This is a genomic window from Streptomyces sp. NPDC033131, from assembly GCF_055578365.1.
In genome coordinates this window covers 93,362-107,162 of the sequence record NZ_JBVIPA010000024.1, presented here as the reverse complement: position 1 = coordinate 107,162, position 13,801 = coordinate 93,362, and the positions used below count along the sequence as shown (strand labels likewise).

The 13,801-nt window shown below is 73.2% G+C and carries 11 protein-coding genes; 2 read left to right on the top strand and 9 right to left on the bottom strand.

Going from position 1 to position 13,801, the window contains the following annotated elements; all coding sequences use genetic code 11:
• Window positions 1-158: 158 nt before the first annotated feature.
• The 9 genes from ACZ5XS_RS27810 to pgfA form a co-directional block, all read right to left on the bottom strand.
• A complete protein-coding gene (locus ACZ5XS_RS27810) occupies window positions 159-1,007 on the bottom strand; it encodes an FkbM family methyltransferase (protein ID WP_468655749.1) in 849 nt (282 codons plus the stop codon).
• Entirely contained in the window at window positions 1,004-1,228 is a 225-nt protein-coding gene (locus ACZ5XS_RS27805; RefSeq protein WP_468655747.1) for a Trm112 family protein, read from the bottom strand. The genes ACZ5XS_RS27810 and ACZ5XS_RS27805 overlap by 4 nt, the downstream gene beginning before the upstream one ends.
• The gene (locus tag ACZ5XS_RS27800) at window positions 1,225-2,130 is read right to left on the bottom strand and encodes a DMT family transporter (protein WP_468655829.1); all 906 of its coding nucleotides are present in this window, start codon (window positions 2,128-2,130) and stop codon (window positions 1,225-1,227) included. Before ACZ5XS_RS27800 ends, ACZ5XS_RS27805 begins: the two co-directional genes overlap by 4 nt.
• A 22-nt stretch (window positions 2,131-2,152) precedes the next feature.
• Window positions 2,153-2,881 carry a class I SAM-dependent methyltransferase gene (locus ACZ5XS_RS27795; RefSeq protein WP_468655746.1) on the bottom strand — a complete coding sequence of 243 codons (729 nt, stop codon included), beginning with the start codon at window positions 2,879-2,881 and terminating at the stop codon, window positions 2,153-2,155.
• Window positions 2,878-4,290: a condensation protein gene (locus ACZ5XS_RS27790; protein WP_468655744.1), complete on the bottom strand. Its 1,413-nt coding sequence runs from the start codon at window positions 4,288-4,290 to the stop codon at window positions 2,878-2,880. Before ACZ5XS_RS27790 ends, ACZ5XS_RS27795 begins: the two co-directional genes overlap by 4 nt.
• Window positions 4,287-8,543 carry a DUF3367 domain-containing protein gene (locus ACZ5XS_RS27785; protein WP_468655742.1) on the bottom strand — a complete coding sequence of 1,419 codons (4,257 nt, stop codon included), beginning with the start codon at window positions 8,541-8,543 and terminating at the stop codon, window positions 4,287-4,289. Before ACZ5XS_RS27785 ends, ACZ5XS_RS27790 begins: the two co-directional genes overlap by 4 nt.
• Window positions 8,540-9,265 (bottom strand): class I SAM-dependent methyltransferase, encoded by a 726-nt coding sequence (locus ACZ5XS_RS27780; protein ID WP_468655827.1) that lies wholly within the window; start codon window positions 9,263-9,265, stop codon window positions 8,540-8,542. Before ACZ5XS_RS27780 ends, ACZ5XS_RS27785 begins: the two co-directional genes overlap by 4 nt.
• Before the next feature lie 104 nt (window positions 9,266-9,369).
• Window positions 9,370-10,521 carry a glycosyltransferase family 4 protein gene (locus ACZ5XS_RS27775; RefSeq protein WP_217240506.1) on the bottom strand — a complete coding sequence of 384 codons (1,152 nt, stop codon included), beginning with the start codon at window positions 10,519-10,521 and terminating at the stop codon, window positions 9,370-9,372.
• A 199-nt stretch (window positions 10,522-10,720) separates the two neighbouring features.
• Entirely contained in the window at window positions 10,721-11,707 is a 987-nt protein-coding gene (pgfA, locus tag ACZ5XS_RS27770; protein WP_468655739.1) for a cell envelope lipid trafficking protein PgfA, read from the bottom strand.
• Window positions 11,708-12,049: 342 nt separating this feature from the next.
• On the opposite strand from pgfA, the gene ACZ5XS_RS27765 reads away from it, so the two are divergent.
• Complete coding sequence (locus ACZ5XS_RS27765) at window positions 12,050-12,202, top strand: hypothetical protein (RefSeq protein WP_217240508.1); 153 nt, start codon at window positions 12,050-12,052, stop codon at window positions 12,200-12,202.
• Between the two features lie 3 nt (window positions 12,203-12,205).
• Window positions 12,206-13,456 carry a PucR family transcriptional regulator gene (locus ACZ5XS_RS27760; protein WP_468655737.1) on the top strand — a complete coding sequence of 417 codons (1,251 nt, stop codon included), beginning with the start codon at window positions 12,206-12,208 and terminating at the stop codon, window positions 13,454-13,456.
• Window positions 13,457-13,801: the final 345 nt, after the last annotated feature.

Here is a 13,801-nt window from a genome sequence, read left to right as displayed (position 1 = left end):
CTCCGGGCGCCATAGTCGGTGTCGAGGGGACGACCGTGCTCAGCCCTTCGGGCCTCCGCGCGCTCGCCCCCTCGACACCGACGCGCCCTCCGGCTCCCCTCGTTTCTTCGGTGCTCCGCCTCCGGGCGCCATAGTCGGTGTCGAGGGGACGACCGTGCTCAGCCCTTCGGGCCTCCGCGCGCTCGCCCCCTCGACACCGACGCGCCCTCCGGCTCCGCGCGGCGAGGCCCCGGACGCCGCCCGTCCGGCAGGAACAGCACCGAGTTGACGTACCGGGGGCGCTTTCGGAACGGCAGGACGCGGCGCAGCAGGCCGTGGGCGACGACGTACGAGGCCACCGACTGATGGGCCTCCAGCGGGAAGCCCGCCAGCGGCACCCAGTGGTCGCGGGGCAGCACCCAGCCGTCGTAGCCGAGCATGGACAGGTACGTCACCACCGGCGCGATCGGCTGGATCCGGGACTCCAGCTCGATGAACAGGGCCGGCCGGTCGCGCGCCAGCAGCCCGGTCGCCCCGCGCAGCACCGCCAGCTCGCTCCCGTCCACGTCGACCTTGATGAAGCCGACGTCACGCAGGGCCAGCTCGTCGAGCGTGATGCAGGGGACGTCCACCGCTCGGCCGTGGATGTCCCGGCGTACCAGCGACGACACCCCCCGGTCGCCCGCGTCGTCCGGCGGCAGCCACAGCCGGGCCGTGCCCGGGCGGTCCGCGGCGGCGGCCTGGATCACCCGGACGTTCGCCGGGGCCGCCGAGGTCAGCAGCCGCGCCAGATGCGGCACCGGCTCGACGGTCACCACCCGGCGCGCCCGCCCGGACAGCCGCCGGGTCCAAGGGCCGTACCAGCCGCCGACGTCCACGGCCGTACCGCAGTCCCGCGGGCACAGGTCGGACAGCCGCGCCAGCTCCGGTTCGAACCGCGGATAGACGGCCCGGGCGGCTGCGGCGACCAGGCGCGTGGGCAGGTGGGGGGCCACGCGGGCCGCCAAGGTGCGCGCGGGGCCCGTCACGGGTACATCCGCTTCAGCAGTTCCTCGTGCTCGTCGTCCGAGACCTGTTCCCCGGAGGCCGGCAGCAGCTGGGGGATGCCGTCGAGGATGGGGTAACGCCGTTGCAGGCGAGGGTTGTAGAGGACCTCGCCCTGTGCCGGACCGTCCGGCGGGACGAGGTGCAGCGGCCCCTTGTCGAGCGGGCACGCGAGGATCTTCAGCAGCGGGTCGTCGGGTTTCACGGGGGTGTCAACTCCTTGGCACCGAGGGGCGGTTGGGGCGCCTTGTCATGCTTCGGCATGGCCAGCAGTACGGCCACGGCCAGCACGATGCCCGCGAGGCGCAGCGCGAGTCTGATCGGGTCGTGCGGCAGCGCCTCGCCGAACGAGAGCGTGCCGAGCACCGCCGTGTACAGGCAGGTGACGGTCGTGCACACGGGAACGATCAGCGAGGCCCGGCAGCGTTGCAGCGCCGCCTGCGACAGGACGAGACCGAACGCGCCGGTGAAGAGCAGGAGATACGGATACGGGGAACGGAGCACGCCGACCACGGCCCCGCCGAGACCGCTCGACGTGAGGTAGCCGGACATGCCCTTGATCGCGAGGGAGCTGACACCGTAGAGCAGTCCCACCGCCACCCCGTACTCCACGCCCGTCGTCGGTGCGCGGTGCCGGTGCCGGGTGCGGCGCTCGGCGGCGTTGTACAGCCACACGCCCGCCGCCAGCGACGGCACGCACACCAGCAGGATCAGCGGGTAGGGCGCCTCCTGGCTCACCGTGTCGGAGCGCTCGTTCAGTGAGAGGACGACCATCAGGAGCGCGGCGAGGATCGCGCCCAGCGCGTACCGTTCGCGGCCGGTGGTCTCCTCGCCGAGCAGCCGGGCGGACAGCAGCACGAGCAGCACCAGGCCGGAGACGAAGATGCCCTGAGCGGCGGCGATCGGCAGCGTCCGGTACACGGCGAGCTGCGCGGCGAAACCGGCGGCGAGCGAGAGCGAGCCCCCGATCCACAGCGGACTGCGCAGCACCAGGGCGAGCAGCCGGGCCGGCTGCCGGATACTGACCTCGGGCAGGGTGGCCAACGCCCGTTTCTCCAAAACGAATCCGGTGCTGTACAGGACGTTCGCCAGCAGCGCCGCGGCCACTCCCCACCACATCGCCGGCCCCCTACGTCTTTCGCGCGTGCAGCAGCAGGATCGACGCGAGGGACGGTCTGGCACAGGCCAGCCGGTCCAGCGGCCGCAGCGGGCGCGGTACGCCGTGGAAGGGGGCGCCTTCGAGCCGTACGACCTCGAAGCCGGCCGCGCCGACGAACTCCCGCAGCGCGCGGGCGGTGTAGAGGCGCAGGTGGCCGACGACCTCCTTGCCGGGCCGGCCGTGAATGCCCCGCAGGCTGACCTCGGAGAACACGGGCTGGACGCCGGCCAGCAGCAGGGCCCGGTTGTACCAGGCCGCCAGGTTCGGCGTGGACAGCATGAGGTGGCCTCCCGGGCGCAGGACGCGGCGGATCTCGTCGAGCGCGGCGTCCGGGTCGACGAGGTGCTCGATCACCTCGCTGAACAGCACGGCGTCGGCCGAGCCGGTGCCGAACGGGAGCCCGCTGCCGCTGAGTTCGCCCCGGATCGCGTACGTCAGGTGCGCGCGGGCGCGTTTCAGGGCGTCCTGGGACCAGTCGACGCCGACGATGCGGTGGCCGGGGAGGAGGGGCGCGGCGGTGGCCGCCGCGGTGCCGTCGCCGCAGCCGATGTCGAGGATCGTCCGGGCCCTCCCGGTACCGAGCGCGGATGCCAGCATGCGGGCCTGGCGGAGGGAACGGGGGGTGCCGGAGGCCACCGGGACGGCGGGATCCTCGTAGAAGTCCCGGAGGCCCTTGGGGAGTTGCGCGGCAGAGGTCATGTGCCGGCCTCCGTGGTGTGCAGGTAGTGCTCGAAGAGGTCCCGCAGGTGGGCTCCGTCGCCGTGCCCGAGCAGGGAGCGCGACCAGCGCAGGGCGAGGTGGAGGCGGCCCGCGGTGGACGCGGTGGTGACGGTGAGCCCGCGGGGCATCCGGGCCGGCGCGGAGAACCACACGGCGTGCGCGCGGCCGGCCTCCTCGCCGAAGTCCAGCGGGTAGGGAATCCGCCCGATGTTGCTGAGCAGGGTCGTCGACGTCCAGGGCGCGGCGGCCCTGCGCAGCCCCCGGGTGAGCGCGGCACGCCACGCCACGGGGGTGACCGGGGCGGTCAGGAGAGAGGCGCCGTGGCCCAGTTGCGGACGGGGGAGGGACTTGAGGGCACGCGTGCGGGTCGCCGTGCGGCGCAGCAGGTCGGGCATCGGAGGGTGGTCCAACTCCTCCGGCGCGAAGGGCACTTCGACGAGTCGGGTGCCGTTGCCGATGGGCATGGCCGTGTCGCGGGGGCGGTCGTCCACGGGCATGGTGATGCGCAGCGGGCGGGGCCGGACACCGTGTTCCCGGTTCCAGTGGGAGAGGGTGAGCGCCGTCGCGACCATGAGCTGGTCGTTCACGGTGTACGGGGAGCCCTTGGGGCGGTGCGGCAGGGCGAGCTCGGTGACCAGGAGGCCGTTGCCGGGCGAGAGCTCGGGGGCGCCGGGGGCCACGCGGGCGGGCCTGGCCCAGACGGAGGGGGTGTTCTCGGGGGGCGACGGGGGTTCGGGAGCGCGCAGCGGCGGGGCCGCCGGGGCGTTGTCCTTGCCGCCGTACAGTTCCGCGGCGGTGGCGAGGACGCGCAGGCAGGCGGGGCCGTCGAGGGCGGTGTGGTTGATGGTGAGGAACAGGACGGTGCCCGGGGGGCGTCGGCCGGGGCTGCTGCCGGGTGGTGGGGGTGCCTGCCCGCCCTCGCGGGGTGCCGCTCTCCGCGGGCCGGGAGCCGCCCCGGCGGCACGACCGCCCGCAGCCGCGCCGACCGCGTCCGTCGCCTCGCTGCCCTCGGCCGGCCCTGCCCCTTCGACGACCTCCAGCCGCACCGGCGGTGAAGCCGACAGCGGCGGGGCCTCCACCAGCGCCCGCGTCCGCGCGTCCCGCAGCGCGTCCCGCCCCGGCGCGGGAAAGCTCACCACCTCCACGTCCGGCTCGGAGGTCAGTTCCCACTCGTAGCGGCGTCGGTACCACCGCCCCGCCGCCTCCCGCATGAGGATGCGCGGATGCCGGTGCAGCGCCTCGGTGAAGGCCTTCCGCAGGCGCGCCGGGTCCAGCTGCCCCGGCAGGTGCACCTCGATGTGGACCGTCTCCGGCTCCTCCTCCTGGAGACAGTGCCGGGCCACCTCGTCCACCACCGGGAACGGGATGCGCAGCGGTGTGCTCGTCATGCGGGTTCGTTCCTCCCCTTGTTCGCCTCGGCCGGCGGCAGGTGCTGCGTCGGCGCCTCGGACGCCGCGGGTGCTTTCGACGCCACAGGTGTCCCGGACGTCGCCGGTGTCCCGGAGGTCGCGGTCCCGGTCCCTTCGCGTACGCTCACCAGCGCGGCGAACAGGCCGATCAGCGCGAGCAGTTGGGCCGCGTGCCCGAACGCCCCGTCCTCCGCGCCCACCGGCTCCCCGGCCCCCACCGCCGCCGCGATCCCCGCGCCCGCGAGCGCCACGAAGGCGATCGGTACGAGGAGCGAGTGCCGTCGGTACGCGAGGAGCGCCAGCGCCGGTACGAGCAGGGCGAACCACCCGGCGATCACGATGCCCACCAGGGTGAGCGCCACCGTGCCGAGCCACAGGCCGGGCGTCGGCGGCAGCGGCTGCGGGTCGTCCGGGTTGGGGGCGTGCCGCCGCCACAGCACCAGGCCCAGCAGGGCGACCACCGCCACCCCGCTCCCGATCAGCCCGGCGTCGTACGTCGTCGAGGGCTCGTACGACAGCTTCACCGTGCCGCCGGCCCCCGCCGGGATCCGCCAGCCCTGCTGCCAGCCGTCCAGCCGCACCGGCGACAGTTCCTTGCCGTCCAGTGTGGCCTTCCAGCCGTCGTTGAAGTTCTCGTACGTCGTGAAGTAGGACGCGGCGCCCGAGCCGACGGTCACGGCGCGCTGGTCGCCCAGCCAGTCCCGTATCCGCAGGTCACGCGCGATCGAGGTGGGCTCCGTGACCGTGCCGCGGGTCAGCGTCACGTCGGTCAGCGTGAGCGGTCCGGCGTCACCGCCCTCGACCCGGTGCGAGCCTGCCGCCAGCTCCAGCCCGCCGTCGGCACGCCCCGACTGGCAGAGCGTCACCTCCACCGCCCGCCGCTCGGTCAGGTCCCGCACCGTTCCCTTCACGCCGGTCTGGTACAGCTCGCCGTTCACCGCCAGCACCGGCCCCGCCCCGCACGGCAGCGAGAAGGTACGCGTCGCCTTCGGCTGGGGCGTGCGGTAGCGGTCGAGGGCCGGGATGTACGCCTCCGTGAGGCCGACCGGCAGTTGCAGGTCCTCGTCGGCGACCGGGTTGTGCAGGGTCATCGGGGCCGTCTTGGTGATGGTGATGTCGAGGCGGTCCGTGGTGATCGCCGGGAAGCGGACCCAGCCGTTGTCGTCGACGCCGGCGATCACCGCCCCGTCGGGGGAGCTGATGTCGACCTCGGTGGGCCGGGTGGACAGGCCGCCCGCGGCGGGCAGGACGATCTCGCCGACCGGCTGCTTGTCGGGCCAGCGCAGGTGGATCGTGGGCCGGTCGCCCGCGATCCACGCCGTCGTCAGGTCGCCGTCGGTGAGGTTGCGCGCTGACAGGCCCGCGCCGAGAGCGGCCGTGGAGTCGGCGGTCGCCGTGATACGGCCTGCCTGGTCGGGCGCGATCTCGTACAGCATCCGGTCGAGTTCGGGCCCGGTGACCGGGACCGCGCTCGCCTTCACCTCGTACGTCCCCGCCGACTCCGTGGAGAAGCGGCGGTGCAGGCCGGCCTCCGTGCCCGTCGGGGAGAACCCGGCCGGGTCGGCGGTGCGGTGCAGGGAGAAGACCTCGGCGGAGGCGGCCGCGTTCTCGGCGCTCCCGGCGTCGGTGGGCAGCCGGAGCAGCCGGGTCACCTGGACGTCCGGCAGGTCGATCTCGGCGAAGCCCGCGCCCGCGAGCCCGGTCCGCCGGGCCACCGAGTCGGTGATCGTCAGTTTCATCCAGCTCGTCGCGCCGGCAGGCGCCTTGATGCTCTGCGTGGAGCCGTCCGGCCTGAGGAAGCTGCTCACCGACCCCTTCTCCGTCTCCACCCGCACCCGGGTCGCCGCCGACCGCACGCTCTCCTGCGGCAACGGCGTGACCTTGAAGGAGGACGGCATGTCGAACCCGTCGTCCGAGAAGGCGATCCGCAGCCACTGGCCGTTCGGCGAGCCCGCCACGCCTTCCGTCCACGCCGTGTCCGGGTTGCCGTCGAAGGCGTTCACGGGGTCGAACTGCGGCAGGTGGAACAGCCAGTTGCCGTACGAGGAGGCCGTGACCGCGCGGGCGCCGCGCAGTTCGGCCACCGTCTGGTGGTCCTGACCGGTGACCGGCAGGATCTGGTGCGGTGCGTCACCGGCGTCCTGGGCGGCCCCGGACGCGTTGCGCTCGTCGCGGGTGTACGTGTACGAGGTGTTCGCGTTGACCAGCCCGAAGCGCGTGTCCGCGCGACGCAGCCCGTCGCCGACCACCTGGAGCGGCGGGGTGCCGAGCCCGGGGTGGTTGTCGCCGGTCAGCACGGTCGCCCGGCCGCGGAGTTCGGCCGCCAGCGGCAGCAGCGCCTCGGGGCCGCCGGAGACCACCGCCGTGTCGGCCACCGGAGCCAGTCCGGCCTGCCCGGGCCGCCGCACGTCCTCGCTCGCGGGACGGTAGATCTCCACCGCCCGCTGCCTCGGGTACAGGCCCTCGACCTGGAGCGGGGTGTCGGGCTGGATCTCGCCGCCCGTCATGAGCGGGCCGAGGCCCGTCACCCGCTCGTAGCCGGACTGCTCCAGGGTCCGCTTGACCGTCGAGGTCGGCACGTTGCCGATCTGGTCGGGGTCGAGGTCGTTGCGGACGACGACGTAGTAGACGCCCGCCCGGCTCAAGTAGTCGGCCAGACCGGGGACTTCGCCGCCGGTGAGCAGCGCTTGCTCCACCGCGTCCATGGCGCGCCGGTTGCCGGGGGTGCCGAAGGGGACGTAGTCGCGTTGCGCCCAGCGGGACTCGGCGAGGACGTCGAGGGGCTGGTCGATGGGGGAGCCCCAGGTGTAGATGCCGTGCGCGGTGGCCGGGACGACCAGGGCGCGCGAGTCGGGGGAGTACTTCTCCAGCCAGTCGGCCGTGGAGTGCCAGTACTTGGGGAGTTCCTGGAAGGAACCCGGTTGGAGGATCGAGCCGTTGAGGTACGGCCACATCAGCCCGGGCAGGACGAGCACCGCCGCGATCAGCGGGGCGAACCGGCGGCCCCGCACCTCGCGGGCGCCGCGCGGCTCGGCGGCGACGCCCACCAGGTGGGCGAGGCCCAGCACCAGGGCGAGGGCCAGGCCCACCTGGAACTTGTAGATGTTGCGGAAGGGCGCGAGACCGCCGTTCAGCCAGTCCTGCACGGCCCCGTGGAAGGGCGCGCCGAACGCGCCGCCGTATCCGGCGAGCAGTACCAGTACGGTCGTCAGCACGGTCAGCACCAGCCAGCGCCGCTCCGGCATGTCCCGCCGGGCCAGCCCCGCGAGGCCCAGCCCGGCGGCGAGCGCCGAGCAGAGGATCACGAGCACCGAGGACGCCACCGTCCAGCCGGCCGGCAGCCACGCCTCCACCAGGTGCAGGTAGGCGACCCAGTTGCCGGCGCCGCGCAGCGCCTCGGTCGCCGACATGGTCTCGGTCGTGGTCTGCGAACTCTCCACGTACGGAAGGAAGTTCTCGCCGTAGGTGCCGAGCAGGAGGAGCGGGATCCACCACCAGGCCGTCACCAGGAGCACCCCCGGCGCCCACCAGGCGATCAGCTTGCGCTGTCTCGGGCCGGACGGGCGTGAGAGCAGGTAGAGGCCGGCCGGGAGCAGGGCCGCCAGGGTCGAGGCGGCGTTGACGCCGCCCATGAACGGGACGATCAGCGCCGAGCGCAGGGCGGCGACGCGGGCGGTGTAGCGCTCGTCGGCGAGCGGGAGCAGGACCCAGGGCAGGAACGCGCCGGGCAGCGCGGCGGCCGACGTGGAGCCGACGACGATCGTGAACACCGGCCACAGCGCGTACGCCACCGCGGCCAGCAGCCGGGACGTTCCGTTGCCGATCCGCAGCCGCTCGGCCAGCCGCAGCGCACCCCAGAAGGCCACCGACACGACCAGCGACAGCCACAGCCGCTCGATCAGCCACACCGGCAGCTGCACGGCGTGGCCCAGCCAGTAGAACGGCAGCATCGGCCACACATAGCCGACGTACTGGTCCTGGATCCCGCCGAACGAGCCCTGGTCGTGCCACAGCTGGCCCAGGTCGGCGAGGAACCGGCCCGGGTCGGTGGTGACGCCGAGCTTGGTGTCGAAGGTCTGGCGGCCCGGACGGACCGCCAGGAACAGCACGAACACCACGGCCCAGAACCCCAGCAGCCAGCGCCGTGACCTCGGCCCCTCAGGAGGGCGCGACATGATCGCGGTGGTGGGGACGGCCGCCGGAGGAGGGGCCTGGACCGTGGACGTCGTCATGGTGGACACCGCCGGAGGATGAGGAGGAGGTTCCAGGTGGCCACCTCGCGGATCCCGGGGACCGTGACGACGGTCTCCGCGAGGAAGGGCCAGTAGCGGGAGCGCGCCGAGACGACCGTGACGTCGTCGCGGGCGCGCACCTGCCGCAGGGTCGGGCCGATGTGCACGGCGAACAGGTTCTCGCCGAGGGTGTGCTTCGCGGCCTTTCCGGTACGGCGCCGGTAGCGGGCACGGGCCCGCTCGGCACCCAGGTAGTGCCAGGGCGCCCACTCGTGACCGCCCCACGGGGACAGCCAGTTGGTGAACGACACGTAGATCAGTCCGCCGGGCCGGGTCACCCGCACCAGCTCACTGATGAAGGTCTGCGGATCGGCCACGTGCTCGAGGACGTTGGAGGAGAAAGTGACATCCGCGGCCCCGTCGGACAGCGGCAGCAGGTAACCGTCGGCGATGACGGTTCCCTCGGGCGGTTTCTCGCCCAGCTCCCGTACGTCCGGCTCGAAGAGGTGGGCCTGCGCGCCGCGGCGCCGGAACTCGGCGGTGAAGTGGCCGCTGCCGCCGCCGACGTCCACGACCGTACGGCCGGCCACCGGGCCGTCGTAGGCCTCCACCTGGTCGACGGCGTCCCGCGCGAGCAGTGAGTAGCAGGCCTCCGGGTCCTCCTGCTCGTGCAGGAAGGCACGGAAGAGGGTGAGAGAGCGCCGGAAGGAGGGGTCCTTCATACTCGGCTGCCGCACAGTGTCCCCCGAGGGAGGCGGGGAGCCGCGCGACCAGCCGCGCAGGGCGGACACCCGTGAGACGGCCTTTCCGCCACGGCGAGTGGACGTCACGGCACCCATCCCCGCACCGCCTCGGCGGCCACGGCCCGGAACTGCTTCACCGTCCGGTCCCAGCGGTACTGTGCCGCCCGGTCGCGCGCCGCCTTCCCCATCAGCTCCCGGCGATGGCCCGACAGGGCCAGCGTGCACCAGGCCGCAGCGAAGGACGACTCGCCGTGGGCGAGGACGCCCGTCTCGCCGTCCACGACCGAGTCGCGCAGGCCGGGAACGTCGAAGGCGATCGACGGGGTCTGCCGGGCGGCGGCCTCGGTGACCACCAGGCCCCAGCCCTCCACCGCGGAGGGATGCAGCAGCAGCCAGGCCTCGCACAGCAGACGGTGCTTCTCCGCTTCGGAGACATGACCGGTGAACTCCACACCGGGACCGGCGAGTTGCTGCAGCCGCTCGCGCTCGGGCCCGTCGCCGACGATCAGCAGCCGGCCGCCGGTGACCGGCCGCACCCGCTCCCACAGCCTCAGCAGCAGATCGATCCGCTTGTACTCGACGAGCCGGCCCACCGCGACGAACAGCGGCTCGGGGGAACGGTCGGCCCGCGGGCCGGGTTCCTCCACGCCGTTGTGCACGACCCGGATGCGGTCGCGTTCCACGCCGATCGCGCGCAGGGCGTGGGCCGTCGACGGGGAGACGGCGACCAGCAGATTCCGTTGCTGGGCACCGGCCAGCGCCCAGTGTTCGAGTCTTCGGCCGATGCGCGCGGCCGGGGCCAGCGGCCCGCCGAACCGCATCTGCCACAGGTCGGTGTGGACGTGGTTGACCAGGCACAGGGTGGGGCCGCGGTGCCAGAGGGGTGCCAGGTACGGCATGCCGTTGCAGACCTCGACCAGCAGGTCGCAGTCGCCGACCTGACGGGTGAAGGCCGAGCGGGCGCGCAGGTAGTGGCCGAACTCGCCGCCGGCCGACACGACCCGGTAGTCACGGTACGAGGCGGGCCCTCCGCACAGCAGGGTCACCTGGTGGCCGAGCCGGGTCAGGCCGTCGGCGAGTCGGTCGACCAGCAGCTCTGAGCCGCCGGCGGCCGGGTTGTCCAGATCTCGATGGGCGAGGAAAACGATGCGGCGCGGCGGTGGGGGGAGTGCCGGAGGGAGCTGCGACGCCCGGGGGACCGGGGCACGCAGCTGGGATGGCACGTGCTGGGGCATGGGTGCTCCAACTCGTCTCAGGGTGCGGAACTCAGCGTGGGGGAAGAGGGTTTTTCGGTCTGTGGGGGACCTGGGTGCTTCTTGCGAGGTGGGTGTGGATGGACTGTGTTCGGGGTGGGGTGGACAGTTTTCGCCCCGCCGTTCGCCGCGGCTACTCACGCACGTGACAATTTCCGGCTTTATTAGAGCTGACGTCACGTCACATCGTGACGGGAACCCTCGACGTATCGGGTGTTTCGGAGGATTCGGGACGCCTGCGGCCCCGTACCACCAAAACGCCCCCGACGGCCGCCAGGACGAATCCGGCCAGCGCCGCCCCGATCGGCAACGTCGTGCCCACCGCGCGCAGTTGGCCGCTGTCCCGCTCGGCCTGCCGCACCGCCTCCTTCTGCGTCGCCGTGGTGAACGCGATCTTCCGGCTGTCCAGCAGCACCACCGCGTCCTCGTCCGCGCCCGGCGCCCGCAGCGTGCGCTTCGGGCCCGTCTGCGCGTAGATCACCCGGCCGGTGGCCTGGTCGACGACCAGCTCGACGCCGTGGTTGGAGTACCACTCCTCGGCCAGCACCTGCGGCCGTTGAGGCTGGTCGACGATGCTGCCCGGCACCAGCCGGGAGCCGACCTTCGACGGCGGGACCGTGCCGGTGAACCGGTAACCCGTGTGCCCGTGAACCTTCGCGGTACCCCGGTAGTTCAGGGTGACCGTCGAGCCGAGGGTGTTGTCCCACCAGCGGTAGGAGCGCTTCTGCACGTCGAACGGGAACTTCAGATAGGCCTCGCCCTCGATGTACGGGGTTTCCCGGCAGCAGTGCACCGGCTTGGTGGTCTTGCGGTCCATGACCCAGCGGTGCGGGACGAAGTCCAGCGCGTCGTGCGGATCGGCGGCCGGCAGCGAGGTGTCCGTGTCGACCGTGGTCGTCACGTCCCAGACGGCGTTGCCGCTGCGCTCGCTTTCCGCGACGTTGCCGCGCACCCGCTGGGTGACGGTGATCCGCTGGTCGGGGACGGTTTCGACACGCTCGGTGTCGAAGACGCTGCCGGTACCGCGGTAGACGGCTGTGGTGTCGATGTCGATGGGATTGACGGCGGCTCGCGGCTCGACGTACCAGGCCAGCAAGGGCGCCAGTACCAGCAGAAACGAGCCAAGTCCCAGCAGAATCAGAGAGATGGGTGAGGCTGTACGGCGCATCCGGGCACTCCTGGGGCGTGGGATGACGGAGTTCGGGCCGCTCTGAGCCCTGTCGTCACGCTCCCGTCGTCCGCCCGGAGGGCGGGCCCGCGGGGTCTGGTGCGTGCAGCTGCAAGGCGGAGGAGGGAGTCGACGCGGAGCGTCGGCGACCGACGAAACGCCGCAGCTGCGCGTGCCAGGCGCCGTGGGGCAGACGGGAGCGTGACGACAGGGCCCTTGGGCCGGGAACCGTAGGCGCCCCTTGACGGAGTGTCAATGTCTTGTCGACACTGGGGCCGACGGACAGGGTGGACGCCGGGGTGGGACCTCCGGATCGAGCCGGACAGAGAGGCTGACCCTGCGATGTCCAGACTGCTTGCCGCCGCACTCGCCGTGGCGCTCGGCGCCGTACTCGCCGTGGGCGCGGCGCTCGGCGTCGTCGCGCTGCTCGAAGCGACGCCCGACCAGCCCAACACCCCCTTGATCACGTACGAGCAAGCGGGCCAGGGGAGTTGACCCGTGACGCCTCACCCGGCAAGCGTCACCACCCGGTCGGCCTGGCACGACGTGCCGCGCATCCAGGTCCGCCGGTTCGCCGCCGTCGCCATGGCGGAGGCGCCCGAGCTCGCCGAGGAGATCCTGCGGGAGATCCGCCGCGAGTACCCGCACCTGCCCGAGGTCCTCGACGAGTCCGGCGAACCGATGGCCCTCATCGGCATCCGCCGCGCCATCGAGGTCTTCGTCCAGCACCTGGAGCACTCCGACCACTCGGAGGGCCGCCCGACCGTACCCCCCGGCGTCTTCCAGGAGTTCGGCCGCGGGGAGGGCCTGGGCGGTCGCAGCCTCGACTCGCTCCAGGCGATCTACCGCATGGGCGTACGGCTGGCCTGGCGCCGTTTCGCCGACATCGGCCAGCGCGTGGAGATCCCGCCGCCGGCGATGTACGAACTGGTGGACGCGGGCTACCAGTACCTCGACGGCCTCGTCGACCAGTCCGTACGCGGCTACGCCGAGGCGGCGGCCCGCCAGGCCGGCGAGCGGTTGCGCCTGCAGCGCCGGCTGATGGAACTGCTGCTGGCCGAGTACCATCGCGGCGACCCCGCCGAAGCCCTCACCGAGCGCGCCGCCCGCATCGGCTGGTCGCTGCCCGAGAAGGTCGCCGTGGGGGTACTGCTGCGCCCGGCGCGGGAGGCGGTCGCCCCGGCGGTCGGGCAGGGGGTGCTGCTCGACATGGAGTACGAGCAGCCCCGCATGGTCGTCCCGGAACCGGACGCCGGCGGCCGCCCGGAGCTTCTGCACCGGGCCCTGACCGGATGGGCGGGCGCGATCGGCCCGCCGGTCCCGCTCGCCGAAGCGGCGAAGTCGCTGCGCTGGGCGGAGGCGGCGGTGGGCCTGATGGAACGCGGCCTGCTGCCGGTCGGCGAGGTCCTGTACTGCACCGAGCACACCGAGGCCCTCGTCCTCCTCCAGCCCGAGGAACTCATCGACGACCTCGCCCTGCGCTGCCTCGCCCCGCTGACCCACTGCGGGCCGACCCACGGCCGACGGCTCGCCGAGACGTTACTGGCGTGGCTGGAGACCAGGGGCGGGGCGCCGGAAGTGGCGGCACGCCTGGGAGTCCACCCGCAGACCGTGCGCTACCGGCTCCGGCAGATCCGGGAACTGTGGGGCGCCGAGATCGACGACCCCGACCGCCGCTTCGAGCTGGAACTCGTGCTACGGGCCCAGCGGTTGCGGGGAACGCTGGGGGAGACGCCGGGGCGGGGGTGAGGGGCCGGGCCTGAGAGGGCGGGGTTCCGCGTGGGGTGACCTGCGGTCGGCCGCACCGTCGCCGGCGGCCACGGCGTCCGGATCCGCCGCGCCGCGTGTTCGCGGGGCCGGTCTCGCGGAGCCGTGGCTTCCGCTGTTGCGGGGCCGGCTTTCGCGGAGCCGTGGCTTCTTCTGTCGCGGGGCCGGCTCTCGCCGAGCCGTGCGCTCGCGTCCGGCACTCGTCCCGGAACTCGTGCTGCTGGCCCAGCGGTTGTGGGAAATGCTGGGGGAGATGCCGGGGCGGGCCCGAGAGGGCGGGGTTCCGCGTGGGGTGACCTGCGGTCGGCGCACCGTCGCCGGCGGCCA

What these genes read in the sequence shown, in the direction of transcription:
- ACZ5XS_RS27795 (WP_468655746.1), bottom strand. Translation starts at nt 2,881, where the DNA reads ATGACCTCTGCCGCGCAACTCCCCAAGGGCCTCCGGGACTTCTACGAG.
- ACZ5XS_RS27790 (WP_468655744.1), bottom strand. Translation starts at nt 4,290, where the DNA reads ATGACGAGCACACCGCTGCGCATCCCGTTCCCGGTGGTGGACGAGGTG.
- ACZ5XS_RS27785 (WP_468655742.1), bottom strand. Translation starts at nt 8,543, where the DNA reads ATGACGACGTCCACGGTCCAGGCCCCTCCTCCGGCGGCCGTCCCCACC.
- ACZ5XS_RS27780 (WP_468655827.1), bottom strand. Translation starts at nt 9,265, where the DNA reads ATGAAGGACCCCTCCTTCCGGCGCTCTCTCACCCTCTTCCGTGCCTTC.
- ACZ5XS_RS27775 (WP_217240506.1), bottom strand. Translation starts at nt 10,521, where the DNA reads ATGCCCCAGCACGTGCCATCCCAGCTGCGTGCCCCGGTCCCCCGGGCG.
- pgfA (WP_468655739.1), bottom strand. Translation starts at nt 11,707, where the DNA reads ATGCGCCGTACAGCCTCACCCATCTCTCTGATTCTGCTGGGACTTGGC.
- ACZ5XS_RS27765 (WP_217240508.1), top strand. Translation starts at nt 12,050, where the DNA reads ATGTCCAGACTGCTTGCCGCCGCACTCGCCGTGGCGCTCGGCGCCGTA.